At 69.0% G+C, this 19,428-nt stretch carries 15 protein-coding genes; 8 read left to right on the top strand and 7 right to left on the bottom strand.

The genetic code is table 11. The features are described from left to right. Positions 1–20: 20 nt before the first annotated feature. The 5 genes from ppc to AC3ARF_RS13490 all read left to right on the top strand — a co-directional run bounded on the left by ppc (position 21) and on the right by AC3ARF_RS13490 (position 8,104). Positions 21–2,777 (top strand): phosphoenolpyruvate carboxylase, encoded by a 2,757-nt coding sequence (gene ppc / locus AC3ARF_RS13510; RefSeq protein ID WP_498928755.1) that lies wholly within the window; start codon positions 21–23, stop codon positions 2,775–2,777. 145 nt (positions 2,778–2,922) lie between these two features. Then, on the top strand, positions 2,923–4,032 hold the full coding sequence (locus AC3ARF_RS13505) for an S-(hydroxymethyl)glutathione dehydrogenase/class III alcohol dehydrogenase (RefSeq protein ID WP_498928753.1): 1,110 nt from the start codon (positions 2,923–2,925) through the stop codon (positions 4,030–4,032). A gap of 48 nt (positions 4,033–4,080) precedes the next feature. Further along, positions 4,081–4,911 (top strand): S-formylglutathione hydrolase, encoded by an 831-nt coding sequence (gene fghA / locus AC3ARF_RS13500; protein WP_498928751.1) that lies wholly within the window; start codon positions 4,081–4,083, stop codon positions 4,909–4,911. 284 nt (positions 4,912–5,195) lie between these two features. After that, positions 5,196–7,241 (top strand): NEW3 domain-containing protein, encoded by a 2,046-nt coding sequence (locus AC3ARF_RS13495; RefSeq protein ID WP_498928749.1) that lies wholly within the window; start codon positions 5,196–5,198, stop codon positions 7,239–7,241. 332 nt (positions 7,242–7,573) lie between these two features. Continuing rightward, the gene (locus AC3ARF_RS13490) at positions 7,574–8,104 is read left to right on the top strand and encodes a LuxR C-terminal-related transcriptional regulator (protein WP_498928747.1); all 531 of its coding nucleotides are present in this window, start codon (positions 7,574–7,576) and stop codon (positions 8,102–8,104) included. 59 nt (positions 8,105–8,163) lie between these two features. On the opposite strand, the gene AC3ARF_RS13485 is transcribed toward AC3ARF_RS13490, so the two are convergent. The 7 genes from AC3ARF_RS13485 to AC3ARF_RS13455 form a co-directional block, all read right to left on the bottom strand. Beyond that, entirely contained in the window at positions 8,164–8,508 is a 345-nt protein-coding gene (locus tag AC3ARF_RS13485; RefSeq protein WP_498928745.1) for a hypothetical protein, read from the bottom strand. A 136-nt stretch (positions 8,509–8,644) separates the two neighbouring features. Beyond that, the gene (locus AC3ARF_RS13480) at positions 8,645–12,106 is read right to left on the bottom strand and encodes an amidohydrolase family protein (RefSeq protein ID WP_498928743.1); all 3,462 of its coding nucleotides are present in this window, start codon (positions 12,104–12,106) and stop codon (positions 8,645–8,647) included. Positions 12,107–12,267: 161 nt separating this feature from the next. Continuing rightward, positions 12,268–13,215, bottom strand: a complete 948-nt coding sequence (locus AC3ARF_RS13475; RefSeq protein ID WP_498928741.1) for a DegV family protein — start codon at positions 13,213–13,215, stop codon at positions 12,268–12,270. Positions 13,216–13,341: 126 nt separating this feature from the next. Further along, positions 13,342–13,746 (bottom strand): DUF1761 domain-containing protein, encoded by a 405-nt coding sequence (locus AC3ARF_RS13470; RefSeq protein WP_498928739.1) that lies wholly within the window; start codon positions 13,744–13,746, stop codon positions 13,342–13,344. A 35-nt stretch (positions 13,747–13,781) separates the two neighbouring features. Continuing rightward, positions 13,782–14,498: a hypothetical protein gene (locus tag AC3ARF_RS13465; protein ID WP_498928738.1), complete on the bottom strand. Its 717-nt coding sequence runs from the start codon at positions 14,496–14,498 to the stop codon at positions 13,782–13,784. Positions 14,499–14,505: 7 nt separating this feature from the next. Then, the gene (locus AC3ARF_RS13460) at positions 14,506–15,819 is read right to left on the bottom strand and encodes an amidohydrolase family protein (RefSeq protein ID WP_498928736.1); all 1,314 of its coding nucleotides are present in this window, start codon (positions 15,817–15,819) and stop codon (positions 14,506–14,508) included. Continuing rightward, entirely contained in the window at positions 15,816–17,252 is a 1,437-nt protein-coding gene (locus AC3ARF_RS13455) for an amidohydrolase (protein WP_498928734.1), read from the bottom strand. Before AC3ARF_RS13455 ends, AC3ARF_RS13460 begins: the two co-directional genes overlap by 4 nt. Before the next feature lie 151 nt (positions 17,253–17,403). On the opposite strand from AC3ARF_RS13455, the gene AC3ARF_RS13450 reads away from it, so the two are divergent. The 3 genes from AC3ARF_RS13450 (at position 17,404) to AC3ARF_RS13440 (ending at position 19,401) form a co-directional block, all read left to right on the top strand. After that, the gene (locus AC3ARF_RS13450) at positions 17,404–18,180 is read left to right on the top strand and encodes an AMP nucleosidase (protein WP_498928732.1); all 777 of its coding nucleotides are present in this window, start codon (positions 17,404–17,406) and stop codon (positions 18,178–18,180) included. Positions 18,181–18,250: 70 nt separating this feature from the next. Then, complete coding sequence (locus tag AC3ARF_RS13445; RefSeq protein ID WP_498928730.1) at positions 18,251–18,820, top strand: lysozyme inhibitor LprI family protein; 570 nt, start codon at positions 18,251–18,253, stop codon at positions 18,818–18,820. Then, complete coding sequence (locus AC3ARF_RS13440; protein ID WP_498928728.1) at positions 18,817–19,401, top strand: DUF924 family protein; 585 nt, start codon at positions 18,817–18,819, stop codon at positions 19,399–19,401. The genes AC3ARF_RS13445 and AC3ARF_RS13440 overlap by 4 nt, the downstream gene beginning before the upstream one ends. Positions 19,402–19,428 lie beyond the last annotated feature (27 nt).

The following is a 19,428-nucleotide window of genomic DNA, read 5'->3' as shown; positions in this document are numbered from 1 at the left end:
CCTGAAGCACTGGCCCGCCCGTGTCCCTGCCGCCCGACCCCACCCTCACCGATGAGCCGCTGCGAACCGTCGCGTTCGCGTCCACCGACGCCCTGCTGCGGGAGGACGTGAAAGCCCTGGGCGGCCTGGTCGGCGAGATCCTGGCCGAGCAGTGCGGGCAGGGCTTCCTGGACGAGGTCGAGGCGCTGCGACGCAGCGCCATCCACCGACGCGAAATGGAGGCGCCGGTGGCGGAACTGGCCGATGCGCTGGCCGGAATCGAGACTGCGCGCGCCGCCGACCTGGTGCGTGCGTTTGCCACCTACTTCCAGGCGGTCAACTTGGCCGAGCGCGTGCACCGCATCCGCCGTCGCCGCGACCACGAACGCAGTGGCGATGGCGCCCAGCCGGGCGGGCTGCTGGCGGTGCTGGGCGAGCTCGCGCGCGAAGGCGTTGGCGTCGAGGAAGTCGCGTCCTTGCTGCCACGCCTGCGCATCGAGCCGGTGTTCACCGCACACCCGACCGAGGCGGTGCGCCGCGCGCTGCTGGAGAAGGAGCGCCAGATCGTGCGCTGCCTGATTGACGACATCGACCGTGGCCGCACGCCGGTGGAACGGCGCATCGACCGCGAGCGGATCCGCATGGCCCTGACCGCGAGTTGGCAGACCGCCGAATCGCCGCCGGTGAAGCCCAGCGTCACCGACGAATTCGAGCACGTCAGCTATTACCTGTCGGAAGTGCTGTACCGCGTGGTGCCGGTGTATTGCGAGGTGTTCGAGGAGGCGCTCCGCGCGCATTATCCGGATGCCCCCGCGCTGCCGCCGGTGCTGGGGTTCGGCACCTGGGTAGGCGGTGACATGGATGGCAACCCCAATGTCGGCGCCGGGACGATCGCCGCAACGCTGGCCGGCCAGCGCGCGCTGGTGCTGGCCGCCTATCGCCGGGACCTGGCGGCGCTGGCAGAGACGTTGAGCCAGTCGCGGTCGCGCGTGGCGGTGTCCGACGCGGTGCTGCGGCAGGTAGACGACTACCGCGCGCTGATGCCCATTGCCGCGGCAAAGTTGCACCCGCGGCACGCCGACATGCCCTACCGCAATCTGCTCACGCTGATGATCGAGCGGCTGTGGGCCAACAGCCACGAAGACCGCGAAGGCTATCCGGATGCCACCGCGTTCCTCGCCGATATCGACCTCATCGCCGACAGCCTGCGCGCGCACGGCGGCAACCACGCTGGCGCGCATGCCGTGCAGCGCCTGCGTCGGCGCGTGGAGTGCTTCGGCTTCCACCTGGCGACGCTGGACCTGCGGCAGGACTCCGGCACGCACGATGCGGCACTGGCGGCGTTGCTGGACGACGCCGAGTGGGATGCGCGCCCGGCCGCGGAGCGCGCCGCGCGCCTGCACGCACTGTTGGAGCAGCGGCGCCCGTCCGTGCCCCGGCCCGAGGCCGCGCCCGCGGCGAACACGCTGGCCGTGTTTCGCACGGTGGCGGCCCTGCGGCCGCGCTACGGCGCGCGCGCGTTCGGGCCGTACATCATCAGCATGAGTCGCACCGCCGCCGATGCGCTGGCGGTGCTGGCCCTGGCCCGCGTGGCGGGATGCGCGGACGCCGAGGGCAACGTGCCCCTGGATGTCGCGCCCCTGTTCGAAACCGTTGACGACCTTGACGCCTCGGCCGCCACGTTGAGTGCGCTGTTCGCGGACCCGGTGTACCGGGCGCACCTGGCGGCGCGCGGCAACCGGCAGCTGGTCATGCTTGGCTATTCCGACAGCGCCAAGGACGGCGGTGCAGTGGCCTCGCGCTGGGCGTTGCAGCAGACGCAGATCGCGCTGACCCAACTGGCGCGCGACAGCGGCGTGCACATTGCCTTCTTCCACGGGCGTGGCGGTTCGGTCAGTCGCGGCGGCGGCAAGACCGAGCGCGCGGTGATCGCAGCGCCGCGTGGCTCGGTCGACGGCTTCCTTCGCCTGACCGAGCAGGGCGAGGTGATCCACCGCAAGTACGGCATCCGCGCGCTGGCCCTGCGCAACCTGGAGCAGGCCACCGGCGGCGTGCTGCGCGCGACGCTCCGGCCGCGCCCGCCGGAACCGCGCGAGGGCGCGTGGCGCGCTATCGCGGCCGAGCTGGCCCGCGACTCGCGCGCGCAGTACCGCGCACTGGTGCACGAGGACGCGTTGTTCCCGGCGTATTTCCGCGCCGCCACGCCGATCGACGTGATCGAGCGCCTGCGCATCGGCTCCCGGCCCAGCAAGCGCGCCGGTCGCGGCGACATCGGTTCGTTGCGGGCGATTCCGTGGGTGTTTGCCTGGTCGCAGAACCGGGCGGGACTGACCGCTTGGTACGGCGTGGGCACCGCGCTCGAGCGCGCGCTGGCGGCACATGGCCGCGACGCGCTGGCCGAAATGGCCCGCGACTGGCCGTTCTTCGGCACCCTGGTCGACGACATGGAGATGGTGTTGGCCAAGTCCGACCCGGGCATTTTCGAGCGCTACTCGATGCTGGCGCGGTCATTGCCCGACGGCGACCTGCACGCGCGGTTCCATCCCGGCATCGCGGCCGAGTTCGAGCGCGCGCGCGCCGCCGTGCTGGCCATCAAGGACGAAACCGAGCTGCTCAACGGCGACCAGCGGCTGCAGCAGTCGATCCGTCTGCGCAACCCGTACGTCGACCCCATCAGCCTGCTGCAGGTGGAACTGCTGGCGCGGTGGCGCGACGCCGGCCGGCCGGACGACGATCTGCTCAATGCGCTGGTGGCCACGGTCAACGGCATCGCGGCGGGCGTGCAGAACACCGGCTAGCGCAGGTGCTGGTTGGATCGCCGATGCGCGACGCCGGCGGGAGCAATCACCGCTTGGTGCAATGGACCGCACGTGCCAGCGGCGCGACAATCCTGATTGATGGCGCGCACGCGCGCCGCTGCCCACATCCGTGCCTGGAGTTGCCATGAAAAGCCGTGCCGCCGTCGCCTTCGCTGCTGGCCAGCCGTTGCAGATCGTCGAAATCGACGTGGAGCCTCCGCGCAAGGGTGAGGTGCTGGTCAGGATCACCCACACCGGGGTATGCCACACCGACGCGTTCACTCTCAGCGGCGACGATCCGGAAGGCCTGTTTCCCTGCGTGCTGGGCCACGAGGGCGCGGGCGTGGTGGTGGAAGTGGGCGAGGGCGTCACCAGCGTCACGCCGGGCGACCACGTGATCCCGCTGTACACCGCCGAGTGTGGCGAATGCCTGTTCTGCCGGAGCGGGAAGACCAACCTGTGCGTGGCGGTGCGTGCGACGCAGGGCAAGGGCGTGATGCCCGATGGCACCACGCGTTTCTCCTACAACGGCCAGCCGGTGTACCACTACATGGGCTGTTCCACTTTCAGCGAGTACACCGTGGTCGCCGAGGTCTCGCTGGCCAAGATCAACCCGGAGGCCAACCACGAACAGGTGTGCCTGCTGGGCTGCGGCGTGACCACCGGCATCGGCGCGGTGCACAACACGGCGAAGGTGCAGCCTGGCGACTCGGTCGCGGTGTTCGGCCTGGGCGGCATTGGCCTGGCGGTCATCCAGGGCGCGCGGCAGGCCAAGGCCGGACGCATCATCGCCGTCGACACCAATCCCGCCAAGTTCGATCTGGCGACGCAGATGGGCGCCACCGACTGCGTCAACCCGAAGGATCACGACAAGCCGATCCAGCAGGTGATCGTGGAGATGACCGGATGGGGCGTGGACCACAGCTTCGAGTGCATCGGCAACGTCAACGTCATGCGCGCGGCGCTGGAGTGCGCGCACCGCGGCTGGGGGCAGTCCGTGATCATCGGCGTGGCCGGCGCGGGACAGGAGATCAGCACGCGCCCGTTCCAGCTGGTCACTGGACGCAAGTGGATGGGCACGGCCTTCGGCGGGGTGAAAGGCCGCAGCCAGCTGCCGGGGATGGTGGAGGATGCGATGCAGGGCGAGATCCAGCTCGCGCCGTTCGTCACACACACCATGGGGCTGGAGGAGATCAACCAGGCATTCGAGCTGATGCACGACGGCAAGTCGATCCGCTCGGTGATCCACTACTGAGCCGGCACTGCCGGACGCGCTGACGTATCCATCCCGGGAGGCCTGACCATGCAACGAATCGAGCGCCACGCCTGCTTTGGCGGCTGGCAGGAAGTGTGGCGGCACGAGTCGGACACACTGGGTTGTGCGATGAATCTCGGCGTGTACCTGCCTCCGCAGGCCGCGGAGACAGCGTGTCCAGTGTTGTACTGGCTCTCCGGCCTGACCTGCACCGAGCAGAACTTCGTCACCAAGGCCGGCGCGCAGCGCTATGCGGCCGAGCACGGGCTGATCCTGGTCGCGCCCGACACCAGTCCGCGCGGCGATGGTGTGCCCGATGGCGAAGGCTATGACCTGGGCCTCGGTGCGGGCTTCTACGTCAACGCCACGCAGGCCCCATGGGCGACGCACTACCGCATGCACGACTATGTGGTGCACGAGTTGCCGGCGCTGGTGCAGGCGCACTTCCCCGCCAACGCCGCGCGCGCGATCAGTGGCCATTCGATGGGGGGGCACGGGGCGCTGGTGCTGGCCCTGCGAAATCCCGGACGCTATCGCAGCGTATCGGCGTTCGCCCCGATCGTCGCGCCGTCACAGGTGCCGTGGGGGCGCAAGGCGTTCACTGCTTACCTGGGGGCCGACGAGTCCGCTTGGCAGGAATGGGACGCCTGTGCACTGGTGGCCAACGCCGCCGAACGCCTGCCGCTACGCGTGGACCAGGGTGAGGCGGACGATTTCCTGCAGGAGCAATTGCAGCCGTGGCGTTTGCAGGAGGCGTGCAGCGCAGTGGGGCATCCGTTGCAGTTGGCGCTGCATGCGGGCTGCGACCACAGCTATTACTTCATCGCAAGCTTAATTGGCGCGCATATCGCGTGGCACGCGGAGGCGCTTCGCGATTGACCGAAAGGTCGCGGCGACGTAGCGCCGGGCGCTGCCGAGCCGTGTTTTAGCCAACGCCGTCACGTTTCTCAAAGCGCGACGGTGCGCGCGCGCAAAGCGTGCGGTTAATCGCGGTTTAACAATAGGTGGGTGGGGACAATCCAAAGCGTCCCACCCGGGTTGACCGGGCGGGACTCTCCGCATAGACGCGGGTGACGGGCTCTCCGGCCCGGCGGGTCCTCCCGGGGAGGGAGTGGCTTCAAACGACCGGATGGTCGTCCTCCTACCACTTACCGAGTCTTGCCATGTCCACTGCACGCATTTCGAAGCGCGCAGGTCGGGTTGTTGCGCCCGCCCTCCTGCTGACTGCACTTTTCGCCACCTCGGCCCTCGCCCAGCCGCGCGCCTGGGAAGCCAATCCCGTGCGGGGCCTGGCACAAGGCAAGTCGGTTGCGCTCGACGGTCGCCTGCAGGTGCTGATCGAGGATCACCCCGGGGGGCGTGCCCAGACGCGCCACTATCTGCAGACCGCGCGCGGCCGCGTGGAATTGCTGACGGAAGGTGCGCCGTTGAAGGCGGAAGCGGGCAGCCGCGTGCGACTGCGTGGCCGCGTGACCGGTGAAGCACTCACGCTGGATGGCACCACCAGCAGCGTCCAGGTCACCTCCGCGGCGGCGCTGCCGGCCGCCATGGGCGAACAGCGCGTGGCGGTCATCCTGGTCAACTTCCAGGATGACACCTCGCAGCCGATGACCCGCGAGGCGGCGAATACGCTGGTGTTCGAGACCACCAACAATTTCTATCGCCAGAGTTCGTTTGGTCAGACCTGGTTGAGCGGCCGCACGTTTGACTGGGTCACCGTGCCCTACAACAAGAGCACCTGCGTCGACGGCATGTTGATTGCCGCCGAGGCCGACAAGGCGGTGGCTGCGGCCGGTGGTGACCTGTCGGGCTACAACCGCAAGGTGTACATGTTCCCGCGCAACGCCTGCTCATGGTCGGGGCTGGCGCTGGTCAACGAGAACCCGTCGATGGCCTGGATCAACGGCTCGTTCAACCTGAAGGCCGTGGGCCACGAACTGGGCCACAATCTCGGTCTGCGCCATGCGCACGCCCTGGATTGCGATGTTTCCGCGACGGGGGACACCTGCACCCGCCTGCCCTATGGCGACGCCGCGGACCTGATGGGCAACGTGCGCACCGGTGACTTCAGTTCGTACGCCAAGGAACGGATGGGCTGGTTGAACGATGGCGTCTCCCCGCCGATCCTGACGGCTGACCGCAGCGGGCGCTACACCATCGAACCCTATGCGTCCGGCAGCGTCGGCGCGAAGGCGATCAAGGTGCCGCGCGGCACCGATGCCAACGGTACGCCGCTGTGGTTCTATCTCGATTACCGCTTGCCGTTGGGCGTCGATGCCGTGCTGGATGGCGTCGGCAACCTGGCGCAGGGCGTGATGGTGCGGACCGTCACCCAAGGTGACGGCGACTCGATCCACCAGATCGACATGACGCCCAACAGCGCGATTGGCGGCACGGCCGACCTGTCCGACGGCGCGCTGACCGTCGGCCGCAGCTATGTGGATCCGCTGACCGGCTCCACGATTTCGGTGGCCTCGGTTTCCGCCACCGGGGCCGTCGTCGACGTAAGCCTGTCAGGCTCGGCGGTGGTGACGCAGCCGGAGCCAGCACCCGCGCCCGCGCCAGTCTGCACCCGCGCCACGCCGGTGATGAGCCTGTCGGCGACCACGGCCTCGGCCGCGGCGGGAACGACCCTGCGCTACGCGGTGACGCTCGCCAACGGCGACAGCAGCGCGTGTGCGCCCACCGCATTCAACCTGGCGGCCAGTGTGCCCGCGGGTTGGGCGGGCGTGCTGGGCACCACGACTGTGACCCTGAGTCCCGGCACCAGCGCCAACACCACGCTTGATGTCACCTCGACCACCAGCACCGCCGCCGGCAGTTACGGCGTGGGGGTGGGCGCCGGGAGCGTGGCTGGCAGCGTACATACGGTCAATGCCGGTAACACCTACACCGTACTGGCACCGAGCCTGAGCGGCAGCATCGGCACCGACAAGGCGCTGTACCTGCGCGGCCAGACGGTCTACATGAGCTCGCGAGTGATGCTCGGCTCGACCCCCGTGTCGGGTGCCGCGGTCACCTTCGTGGTGACCCTGCCCAGCGGGCGCACGACCTCCATCAAGGCCAAGAGCGGCCGGGACGGTTACGCACGGGCGTCGTATCGCACTGGCAAGACCAGTGCCTACGTGGGGCAGTACGGGTTGCGTGCCACGGCTGTCGCGAGCGGCAAGAGCACGAGCAGCGCCACGACCGGGTTCTCGGTGAAGTAGAGGCCCAAGGCGGGTCGCGTCAGCAGGAGTTGGGCCCCGGGATGCTGTCGGCCTGGCGGGGGAAAGCGCGCAATCGCACTGGCAGGTGACACCGGTGGTGGCCGTCCCCCGGGGGCTCCTGCGTTACAAGCTTTGCCGGCGTTGCAGGGGCGCCCGTGCCAACCTGATGGGTGGAGCACATGACAAGCTTGCCGGTGATGGCTATTGGCAGTGATCGCCTCTGGTGCGCGCGGCTCGAGCGGATCCTCGCAACCCGCGGGGATCTGTCGTGGCTGGGCACCCGAAGCCCTGGTGAGCGGGGTGCTCGCGGGGAGCAGCCATCCCTTCTACTGGTGGACGGCGACGACCCCCGGGTCGAAAATGAGATCCGCTCCTGGCGGGTGGCACTGCCCCAGCGGTTGTATTTCTACCGCTCTCCGACCGTCACCGCCCTTCAGGACTGCGTGCGCAGTGGCGCCAGTGGCTGCCTGGAAAAGGATGCGTCACCGGAAACCGTGCTGCGGGCCTTGCGCGCGGTCGGCGCGGGCCTGTTCGCGGTGGAGCCGGCATTGATGCTGCGCGCCGTGCTGTCGTCCTGGAACGACCTGCCGCCGGTCGACGCAACCGCCTTCACCCACGAGGCGTCGCACCCCAGCCTGGCGCAGCTCACCCAGCGCCAGCGCGAGATCGTGCAATGGGCCGCCCAGGGCCTGAGCAACAAGCAGATCGCGCGCAACCTGGGCATCAGCCCGGAAACCGTCAAGACCCACCTGCACCATGCCTTTGAGCGGGCCGGAGTGAGCGGGCGGGTTGCGCTCTCGGCCGCGCAGTGGGCCAACAACGGAGCGCCGGAACGGGCGTCGGAAGATCTGCCGGTGCGCTGAGCCGGCAGCCACTCGGCCCCGTTGGTTGCAGGGCGTTTCCATCCGCCCGCCCGGGGCAATCAGGCGGCCGTGACGTCGCGCAGTTCCCAGTGGCCGCCGGCGAGCAGGCGAAGGCGGTGCTTGAGCACGGTGCCCGGGATCGCAGATGTCACCACCAGGTTGACGTGAAGATCCTGCTGCTGGCCATGTACGGTCGCGCCCGGGTCGGTCGCACCGAGCGCGGGATCGACCCCGTCGGGGTCGTCCTGGGTCGCGCGCCAGCGCTCGAACAGGCGGTCGCTGCGCAGGGCGTCCTGCAGTTGTTCCGCGAAGCCCTCCGCGCCAACGGCGCTGAAGGCGAAGCGGGCATCGGTGCCGCGGGCGCGGCTGGCATCGGGCAGGGTGATGTAGTACCTGGCGGCCATCGGGTGCGTTCCTTGTCGTCGTGCCGTCAGGCTAGCGGTTCGATCATTGCCGCCTCGTGAACAAACCCTGCGCACGGCGCGTGCCACGGGCAGGGAACCGGACACGGGCTGTGTCCGACCCCCGTCCCGGCTGGCCTCAGTCCAGATGCACGTGCGCGCCGTGGCCCTTGGGGCAGTGGCACACGGCCGTCGGCCCGTACTCCAGGCCGAAGGTCTGGCCATCACGATGGCGCTGCCAGTAGAAGTTGGGGGCCTTCTCGCCATGGTTGCCGACTTCGGCCATGTCCGCGTCGACGTCGAACAGGCGGCCGTCCACCATCACGTAGCGGGTGTCGATGGTGGCGCGGATGTTCTCCAGCGGGTTGCTGTTGAGGACCACCAGATCGGCCTGCTTGCCCACTTCCAGCGACCCGATCTGCTTGCCCAGGCCGAGGTAATCGGCGCCGTCAAACGTGGCCGCGCGCAGCGCCTCGAAATTGCTGAAGCCGCCCTGGGTCAGCATCCACGTTTCCCAGTTGGGACTCAGGCCCTGCAGCTGGCCGTGGCCACCGACCTGGATCTTGACTCCGGCATCGCGCAGCTTCTTGACGGCCTTGGCCACCTCGACGTGCCAGTAATCCCAGTCCGGCGCGGTCTCGCGGCGGATGCTGCGTGCGTCCAGCGTCTCGCGCGGGAAGAAGCGGTTGAGCTTCTTGTCCTCCCACACGTTGTCGCGCGCGTACCACCAGTACTCGCCCGAGAGTCCGCCGTAGCTCACCACCAGTGTCGGCGTGTTGCGCACGTCGGTCTGCGACCACAGGCCGACCACGTCCTTGTACAGCGGCGCCACCGGGATGTTGTGCTCGATGCCGGTCACGCCATCCAGCACCATGGTCATGTTGTGGTGGAAGGTACTGCCGCCTTCCTCCACCACCAGCATGCCTAGTTCGCGCGCGGCGGTGTTGATCTGCTGGCGCTGGTCCCGGCGCGGCTGGTTGTAGCTCTTTACCGAGAATGCGCCATTGGCCTTCATCCGGCGCAGGTGGCTGCGCGCGTCGTCCAGCGAATTGACCACCGCCTTGAAGTCGCCGTCGGCGCCGTACAGGATCGTGCCGGTGGAGAACACGCGCGGGCCGACCATCCTGCCGGCCTTCTGCAGCTCGCTTTCGGAGAACACGAACTCGGTGGTGGCCGACGGGTCGTGCATGGTGGTCACGCCGAAGGCAAGGTTGGTGTAGTACGCCCAGTTCTGCTGCGGCACCACGCCCTGGCCGAAGTGCGCCGCGTGCGCGTGCGCGTCCACGTAGCCCGGCACGATGGTCTTGCCGCGCGCGTCGATCACGCGCGCGCCGGCGGGTACGGCCACGCCGGCGCCCACCGCTTCGATCACATCACCGCGCACCACCACCGTGCCGTTCTCGATCACTTCCTGCGTGCGCTCGGCATCGCGCATGGTGACGATGCGCGCGTTGGTGAACGCCACCACGTCACGCGGCTGGTCCACCGGCAGGGTCAAGCCGACGGCGATGCCACCGTCGGTGGTGGGCTTGGGCAGTTCCTTGGGCGCGCCCGGCAGGAATGCGAACGCCTGGTTGAGCGGGCGCGAATAGTAGCGGTCGCCGACCATCCAGTTCAGCGACTTCGAGTCTGCCGACCAGTGCAGGTAGCTGCCCACGTCGGCGCTGACCGCGGTGACCGGCACCGCCTTGCTGTCCTTGCCCAACTCCACCGCCTTGCCGGTGGTCACCAGCGGCGCCACGTAGGCGTTGAACAATTCAGTGAAGGCGACCCACTTGCCGTCGGGGCTGATGCTGACGCTGTCGACGTACTTCAGGTCGTACACCTCGCGCGGCTCTTCGCCGTTGAGGCCAACCGACATCAACTTCTTCTTCAGTCCGCCGCCAGTAAGGAAATACACGCGCTTGCCATCGGCGCTGAACTGCGGCGATTCGCCGTCGTCGGCCACGCGGGCCGCCTTGCCACCCCCGGCTGGCATCACGTAGATGCCCTTGTCGCCCGACCACATGGAGCCGGTCAGGCCGCCGCCGCCGGTCTTGGCGTACACGATGCGCGAACCGTCGGGCGAGAAGCGCGGGCCGTAGTAGAAGCCCTTCTCCTGGGTGAGGCGCTTGCCCAGGCCGCTGCCGCCGGCATCACGCACGTAGATTGCGCCCATGCCCGCATCCGACCAGGTGGTGTACAGCAGCTTGCGCCCGTCGGCGCTGAAGCTGGGCTGGTACTCGTACACGCCGTCGTTGGCGGTCAGGCGCTCGGGCTTGCCATCGGGCAGGCGCTTGCGCCACAGCTGGCCCACGGCGTGGAAGATCAGCGTCTTGCCGTCGGCGCTGGTGGCCACATCGCGGATCATCTTTGGCGCGAAGGTGCCTTCGTCGATCTTCTGCTCGAAGCGCAGCGGCGCGGTGACGGTCTGCTCCACCTGCGCGGTGAACGGAATGTTGGCCGCCTTGCCGCTGGCCATGTCCACGCGCCACAGTTTGCCCTGCGCCCACACCACCACGCCCTTGGAATCGGGCGTCCAGTCGAAGTTGCTGTAGGGGCCGAAGATCGCCCAGGCTTCCTGCTGGTCGTGCGACAGGCCGTCCCACACCGGGCGCGTTTCGCCGCTGGTGAGGTCGAGCACGTGCAGCACCGATTTGTCGCGGATGCGCTTCACGAACGCCAGCAACTTGCCGTCCGGCGAGGGCTGCGGACGCACCGCACCGCCGGGCGTGGCGACCAGCGTGTCGATCTTGCCGGTCTCGCGGTCCAGTCGCTTGAGCGCGTAGATCACCGCATGCGGGTTCTTGTTGTACTGGAAGGTGGGGCCGGGGCTGACGTCCTCGGAGAAGTACACATAGCGACCGTCCGGTGATACCGCCGGCTCGCCCAGGTCCTGCTGGTCGTTCTTCTGCTTGGTCAGCTGCACGCCGCCGCCGCCACTGACGTGGTACAGCCACAGCTCGCCGGCGCCCAGCGAGCGCTCGCCGGTGAAGTGCTTGCGGCCAATCAGGAACTGCCCGTCGGGGGTCCAAGCCGGGTTGTTGAGCAGGCGGAAGTCTTCCTTGGTCACCTGGGTGGCATTGCTGCCGTCGGCGGCCATGCCCGCGACCGGCACGCGCCACAGGTTGTTGCCGCCGCCGCGGTCGGAAGTGAACGCCAGCTCCTTGCCGTCGGGCGAGAACCGCGGCTGCACGTCCCACGCCGGGCCGCCGGTCACGCGCGTGGCCGCGCCGCCGGTGATGGGCATGCGGTACAGGTCACCCAGCAGCGAGAACGCGATCTGTCGGCCGTCGGGCGAGACGTCCACATCCATCCACGTGCCTTCATCGGTCTCGAAGCGCACCGCCTTGGTCTGCCCGTGCGCGGCGGTGACATCCCACTTCTTCTTGTCGGCTTCCTCGCCGGGCTTGGCGCGACCCTTGGCGCTCTGCGCGGGGGCCTTGGCCGGGTCATTGCCGGCGGGGTCGAGCGCGTCCTGCTCGAGCTGGACCTTGTCCTTGTCCTTGTCGGCCTGCTCCTTGGCCTCGGGTTGTGGCTGCTGCGCGCGGACGGGCGCAGCCACGTGGAGAGAGATCGCGCTGGCGAGCGCGACGGCGAGCAGGCAACGGTTGGAGGTCATCGAAGAACCACGCAGGCGGGCAAAGCCCCCAGCCTACCGGGCGCGGCTCCGCGTGGCTGTAGGTAGAAAGTCCCGGTAGCGCGAGCGCTGGCATCCCCGCACGCGCGCGACCCGAGCGAGGCGATGGCCGGCGTGCGCAGCGCCGCGCCGTCGTCGTGGGTTCAGCCGCTGAACTTCTGCCCTTCGGCGGCGAATCCCACCACCACCGCGCCCTTGCCCACGTTGACCATGCCGGTCAGGCTCATGACGCTCTCGAAGAACTCGACGTTGTTGGCCCGGCATGCCGCGCGCAGGTTCTCGTAGCCCGGCAGGCGGTGTAGTCCTTCCAGTTCACCGCCGTAACTCATGCACACCGTTGGCGTCAGCAGGTCGCCCGCCTCCACGCGCCGTGCCACGTGCTCCAGCGTCTTCTGCACCGCCGGCTCGAAGCCCTTGATCTTGGCCGCCGGGCCGGTTTCGCCCCGGTTGCAGTGCAGTACCGGCTTGATGTCCAGCGCCGTGCCCAGCGCGGCGCTGAGCAGGCCGACGCTGCGGTCGCCCTTGGTACGCGCGCGATTCCGCAGGTAGTACAGGTCCGGCGGAATCAGGTAGCCGTGCGTGTGCAGCGCCAGGTTTTCCAGCCGCGCGCGGATCTTCGGTGCACCTTCGCCGGCAGCGACCAGGCGCGCCGCCTCCACCGCCAGCACGCCCTGCGCGGCGAACAGGTTCTGCGTGTCGATCACGCGCAACGCGAACGGCGTGTCGTGCCCGGCGGCCGAACGGATCGGACGGTAATCGTTGAGGATGGAGAAGCTGGCCTGGCTGGCGTTGTCGAAGATCGGACTGCGCGTCTTCGTGATCGTCATGCAGAACACATAGTCGTAGTCGATCACCAACCGGTTCAGGAACAGATCATGGATCTGCTGCACCGTGAATGGCATCGTCTCGGCTTCGTGGCCGCGCGCGGCCACGTGCGAGTGCAGGAACTCCAGCGTCGCCTGCTCATCCCGGTGATCGGCCAGCACCGCCTCGCCGATGCGCACCGTGATTGGCAGGATGGTGAAGTTGTGTTGATCCAGGAACGCCTTCGGCAGATCGCAGGCCGAATCGACCACAAGTCCAATACGCATCGCACCCTCCCTACTTGCCTGATACCGCTCTGACGGCGGGTTTTGAACGAAGCATAGCGGGAAAACCGGACGCGCATCACATGGTCGCGCCCGCCCTTGGGAGGGGGTGTCCGTTTGAACGGGGGCTCAGCCCCAGGCGCCGAGAATCACCCCGAACAGGATGAACTGCACGATGTGGTAGCCGCCGTCGATCATCCACAGTTTCAGGCTGCGCTGGGCGAAGGCGTAATTGATGCCAAAGCTCATTGCCACGAAGAACAGGCCGACCACGAAGCCGACCCCGAAGCCGTCCACCGCCGTGGCCGTGACCGGCAGCAGGGTGGAGAACACCGTGGCCGAAAGCAGGGCGCAGACGATCGCCGTGGCAAAGATCCGCCCCTGGTGCCGCGGTGCAGCATCGGGATCGATGCCCGCTTCCCGGCACCAGGCCTTCTTGAACAGGGGCCCGTACCACAGCCCGCCGAGCACGAACGACGAGGCGGTCGCGGCCAGGATGGGAAGCCAGGGGAGGTCGGTGGGGACAGGGGGCATGGCAGAGACTCAGGAAGGAGGAGGGCGCGTGCGGCTCAACAGCCTACGGACTGGTACTGCGCGGCTACGCCGACCAGCTCGCCATCGCGGGCGGTCGAGGACAGGAACAGGGTCGGGCGCGACACGTTGTAATGATCGGTGGTGTCGAACACGAGGTCGAGTCGGCCGTCACGATCCAGGTCGCCAGCGAACAGCAGCGCAGGCGCGGCGTCGTCGCCGGGTCGCAGGATCGACGCGGAATCGCGATAGCCACCCATGCGCGCCAGCGCCTGCCGACGGCCGTCGGCATGGTGCAGCGTCACCTCGCACTGGATCGCGTCGTTGGCGGCGCTGTCCGCGTCGCGGCCAGCCCCGGCGGCCCGGCAGCCGGTGGCAATGCGGTACGCGTGCCCGCCAAGGCGGACATGCCACGCGGGGGCGTCTCCAGCCGCAGGGACCATCTCTTCCACTTCGGCCGCCAGCACCCGGCCGCTGCGCAGGCCGGGTCCGCGGAGGAACGCAATGATCTGCTCGTCGCCCGCATCGGACGCCACCGCGCGGCCACTCGCGCCGCCCGGGGAGTCCAGCACCGCGTCGAAAACCGGGGTCACCGTCAGCCGTGCACCCACCAGCGCAGCTTCCCGGCCGTCGCGGCGCAGCGCCAGCCATTGCTCGCCATGGCGGGCCACCGGCTCGTCGCCGTGGAACTCGCCCGGCGGCTGCAGCGCGAATGCAGTGCCGAGCAGGAGGGTTGGAAGCAGCGCCACGGACATGGGAGCCTCAGCGGACGCCGCCCGCTGGCGGGTAGGCGCGCGGCAACCCACCCTGTTCGGCCGAAGGCACGGCGCGCAGGTAGCGGTCGCGCAATTCGGTCTGGCGACTGCGCATCGGGATCGCCGCGCCGTCCATCCACACCTGCAACGCGACGCTGTTGACCTCCAGCGGGTCGCCACTCCACAGCACCAGGTCGGCGCGCTGGCCCGGGGCGATGCGACCGAGCTCGCCGGCCACGCCGAAGGCTTCGGCGGGCACCCGGGTCAGGCCGGCCAGGCCGTCTTCCCACGGCAACCCCGCGGCCACCGCATTGCCGGCCAGCTGGCGCACCTTGCGCGCGTGGTGCGAGGCGTCGCCCGCCTGGGTGAAGCCGACGGCCACCCCCGCCGCGCGCAACCGCGCGGCGTTTTCCAGGCTGGCGCCGATGCTGTCGAAGTCCGACGGCAGGTTCGCCAGCGGGTCGACGAACACCGGCACCTTGGCAGCGGCCAGCTGCGGGGCCAGCTTCCAGGCCTCCGCACCGCCGGCGACGGCGACGCGCACCTTGTGCCGTCCGGCCCAGCGCAGCAGCTGGCGGATGTCGGCGGCGCGGTGCACCTGCACCACCACACGGCCGCCGCCGTCGAGGTAGCGCGCCAGCGCAGCGCGGCCGGCCGGCGTCAGCAGCGCCGCGTGCGAGCCGGGGGCGATGCGTCCGCGGACCTCGTCGATCAGTTGGTCGAGGATCATCCACTGGCCGGCGCGAGAATTTCCGGTCAGCCCGGACGCCTCGCTGCCCAGCTTCACGAACAGTACCTTCGGCCCGACCGGGTCCGGGCCGCCATCCAGGCGCACCACGGCGCCCTGGCCGCCGACCAGCGAACCCCCCTGGGTCGCGTTGGCGCCCAGCAGGGTCCAGCCGATGCCTTCGATGCGGCTGACCGGGATCACCACCGATTCGGGGTTGAAAGCCAGCGTCACGTCGAACTCGGGGCGCACCGACATCTCGCCGCCCTTGCCCAGCGCCAGCGCCTGGTCGACGGTGGCGCGCTCGCCGGAGACCTCCTCCAAGCCGATCTCGGTGATGCCGCCGAACAGGGTCGGGGTCAGCGGGCGGCCCTGCGCGTCGATCACCTCGGCGCCGGCTGGCGCGGTGAGGCCGGTGCCCACGGCGCGGACCTCGCCGCCGACGACCAGCACGTCGGCGTTCTGCAGGGTCCCCTGCGTGCCGGCGGTGTGGACGGTGGCGTTGCGGATCAGCAGGTCCTGCGCCGATGCGCCGAACGCGGCCAGCAACAGGCCCGCGGCAAGCAGCGAGCGGTTCAACAGGCGGCGGTTCATCGGGCACCTCCGTCGGTCGCGCCCTGGCCCATCAGGAAGTCCGAGCGCGGCTGGCGCGCCGGGTCGTTGCGGTCGTACACGCGCGCCCCGTCGATGTACACCTGCTCGGCCTTGGCATACACGCTGAAGGGGTTGCCGTTCCACAGCACCACGTCGGCCATCTTGCCCGGCTCCAGCGTGCCGGTCTGGTCGAGGATGCCCAGCGACTTGGCCGCGTTCTGCGTCAGCCAGCGGATCGCATGCTCGGGTGCGATCTGCATCCCCGCCCGCTGCGCCTGCGCCATCACCTTGGCCGCTTCCTGGTTGAGGCGCTGGATGCCTTCGCTGGAGTCGGAATGGACGATGGCGCAGCTGCCCGCCGGCCTGTCGACCAGCGCGATGTTTTCCTGGATGCCGTCGAAGGCCTCCATCTTGAAGCCCCACCAGTCGGCCCACAGCGCGCCGCACACGCCTTCCGCGGCGAGGCGGTCGGCGATCTTGTACGCCTCCACGCCGTGATGGAAGGCGGCTACCTTGAAGCCGAATTCCTTGGCCAGGTCGAGCATGGTGGTCATCTCGTCGGCGCGGTAGCAGTGGATGTGCACCATGATGTCGCCGTTGATGGCGCCGGCCAGCGTGTCCAACTTGAGGTCGCGCTTGCCACCGGTGTCCTTGTCGCTGTCGGCCTTGTCGCCGTTGGGCGATTCCCACCAGTGTTTCTTCTTCGCCGGCTTGGGAGTGTTCTTGCGTAGGTACTCGCTGGCATCGATGAACGCCGCGCGGTAGCCGGCCACGTTGCCCATGCGCGTGGCGGGGCCGGCCTTGCCCCCATATACGCGCTTGGGGTTCTCGCCGCAGGCCATCTTCAGGCCCCACGGCGCGCCGGGGAATTTCATCGCCTGGTAGCTGGTCGCGGGCACGTTCTTCAACGTCACGCCGCGGCCGCCGATCAGGTTGGCCGAACCCGGCAGGATCTGCAGCGACGTCACGCCGCCGGCCAGCGCCGTGCTGAAGCCCGGATCCTGCGGCCATACCGAATGCTCGGCCCACACCGCGGCGGTGACGGGGGCGGTCATCTCGTTGCCGTCGCTGTGCGCGCTGACACCGGGGCTGGGATACACGCCCAGGTGCGAGTGCACGTCGATGATGCCCGGGGTCACCCACTTGCCGCTGGCGTCCACGCGCACGGCGTTGGCGGGGACCGCCAGGCCCGTGCCCACCGCCACGACCTTGCCCTCCTGCAGCAGCACGTCGGCGCCCTCCAGCCGCGTGCCGGTGCCGGTGAGCACGGTGGCGTTGCTGATCAGCACCGGCGGCGCGGCGATCACGCGGTAGGTGCTGGGGTAGGGGTCGGCGACGAAGCGCGACTGGGGCGCGGAGGCGGCCAGTGCGTTGCCGCAGGCCAAGGTGGCGGCAAGCGCCGCGGCAAGCACGGCGGTGCTGGGTGTGGACATGGTGCGGAATTCCCCTGGTCTGGCGCGGGCCACGCGAACCGTGGACCCGTTCCGCACCCTAGCGGGCAGGGCGCGCGCTGCCAACCATGACGATCGTCATGGCCGATGCCAGAATGCGCAAAACGCGACGACGCAACCACGCGAGGTGCGAATGAAGAGCAAGAACGAGATCGTCGACAACTGGCTGCCGCGTTACACCGGGGTGCCGCTCGACGGCTTTGGCGAGCACATCCTGCTCACCAACTTCGGCGGTTACCTGCACCACTTCGCCCGGCTGACGGGGGCGCAGGTGGTGGGCCTGGACCGGCCGATGCCCAGCGCCACCGCCGACGGCATCACCATGATCAACTTCGGCATGGGTAGCCCCAACGCCGCCACGATGATGGACCTGCTGTCTGCGATCAAACCCCAGGCGGTGCTGTTCCTGGGCAAGTGCGGCGGGCTCAAGCGCAAGAACCAGCTCGGCGACCTGGTGCTGCCGATCGCCGCCATCCGCGGCGAAGGCACCAGCGATGATTACCTGCCGGCGCAGGTGCCCGCGCTGCCCGCGTTCGCGTTGCAGCGCGCGGTGTCGACGATGATCCGCGACCTCGGGCACGACTACTGGACCGGCACCGTCTACACCACCAACCGCCGCGTGTGGGAGCACGACGAGGCGTTCAAGGAGCGGTTGCGCACGATGCGCTGCATGGCCATCGACATGGAAACCGCGACCATTTTCGCCGCCGGCTTCGCCAACCGCATTCCCAGCGGCGCGCTGCTGCTGGTGTCCGACCAGCCGATGATCCCGGAAGGGGTGAAGACCGAGGCCAGCGATGCCAAGGTCAGCGCCGAGTACGTGGAAAACCACATCCAGGTCGGGATCGAGGCGCTGAAGCTGATCCGCCGCAACGGCAAGTCGGTGCGGCACCTGCGCTTCGACGAGTAGCGGCCGCCATCGCAGTGCCTGCGACGCTTTGGCGGCACACTGGGTGCCGTTGAAGGGGGAGGAGGAGACCATGGACAAGGCCATCTACCTGCTGCTGGGCGCGGCGCTGACCTGGATGTTCTATTTCGTGCAGCGGCGCGTGGAGCGGCGCGGCACGGCCGAGGCCATCGACCGCCACCAGCGGCTGCTGGCGCTCAAGCAGGGGCTGGAAGGGGCCAACCTCAACCTCGATGACCTGCGCCGCTTCGAGCACCGCCTGCTGGGCAAGGCCGAAAGCGCCGCGCGCATCGCCGACAGCTACTTCAGTAAGGCCGAGGAAGTCGCGCGCCACGGCAGCGACGACGCCGATCCGGCCGACATCGTCCGCCACGCCCGCCAGGCGTACACCGAGGCCGACACCCGGCTGGTCGCCCTGATCGCGCACCTGCGTGCGCAGCTGGACGCCGAGGGCCTGGCGATCTTCGACGAGGCGCAGCGCGCCTGGCTCGCCTTCCGCGAACGATATGCCCGCTTCATCGCGCAGTCGTATGCCGGTGGCCCCATCCGGCCACTGATCCATGCCGTCACGCTGGAGAGCATCACCACCGCGTGGGCGGCGGAGCTGGAAACGCAACTGGGCAGCGAGGAGGATGCGGAATGAACCTGGATGGGCAAGGGCCGGACGGACAGCGCAGCGGGCCGCAGGTCACGGCGCAGGAGGTGGTCGAATTCTGGCGTGAGGCCGGCCCGCAGCGCTGGTTCTCCCGCAGCGACGCGTTCGACCGCGAGTGCGCGACCCGCTTCCTCGCCGCCCACCATTGCGCCGCGCGCCGCGAACTGGAGTCGTGGATGAGCCACGCCAGCGGTGCGCTGGGGCTGCTGATCCTGCTCGACCAGATCCCGCGCAACATCTTTCGCGACAGTGCCCACGCCTACGCCACCGACGCGCTGGCCCGGCATTACGCCGGGCGGGCGGTCGAAGCCGGGTTCGATCGCGAGGTGGACCCGCTGCTGCAGGTGTTCTTCTACCTGCCGTTCGAGCATTCCGAGGACCTGGGTGACCAGCAGCGCTCGGTAGAGTTGCATCGCGGCCTGGCCGGCGAGGATGCCGACCATTGGGCCAAGCTGCACCTGGACATCATCGAGCGGTTTGGCCGCTTCCCGCATCGCAATGCGGCCCTTGGGCGTACCACCACCGTCGAGGAACAGGTCTTCCTGGACGAAGGCGGTTTCAGCGGCTGAGCCACGACGCGCGTCGTGGCTCAGCCG

The sequence above is a fragment of the Lysobacter sp. KACC 24251 genome (assembly GCF_057747755.1).
Note: the sequence above shows the minus strand (reverse complement) of the source record. Positions and strands in the feature narration are given on the sequence as shown.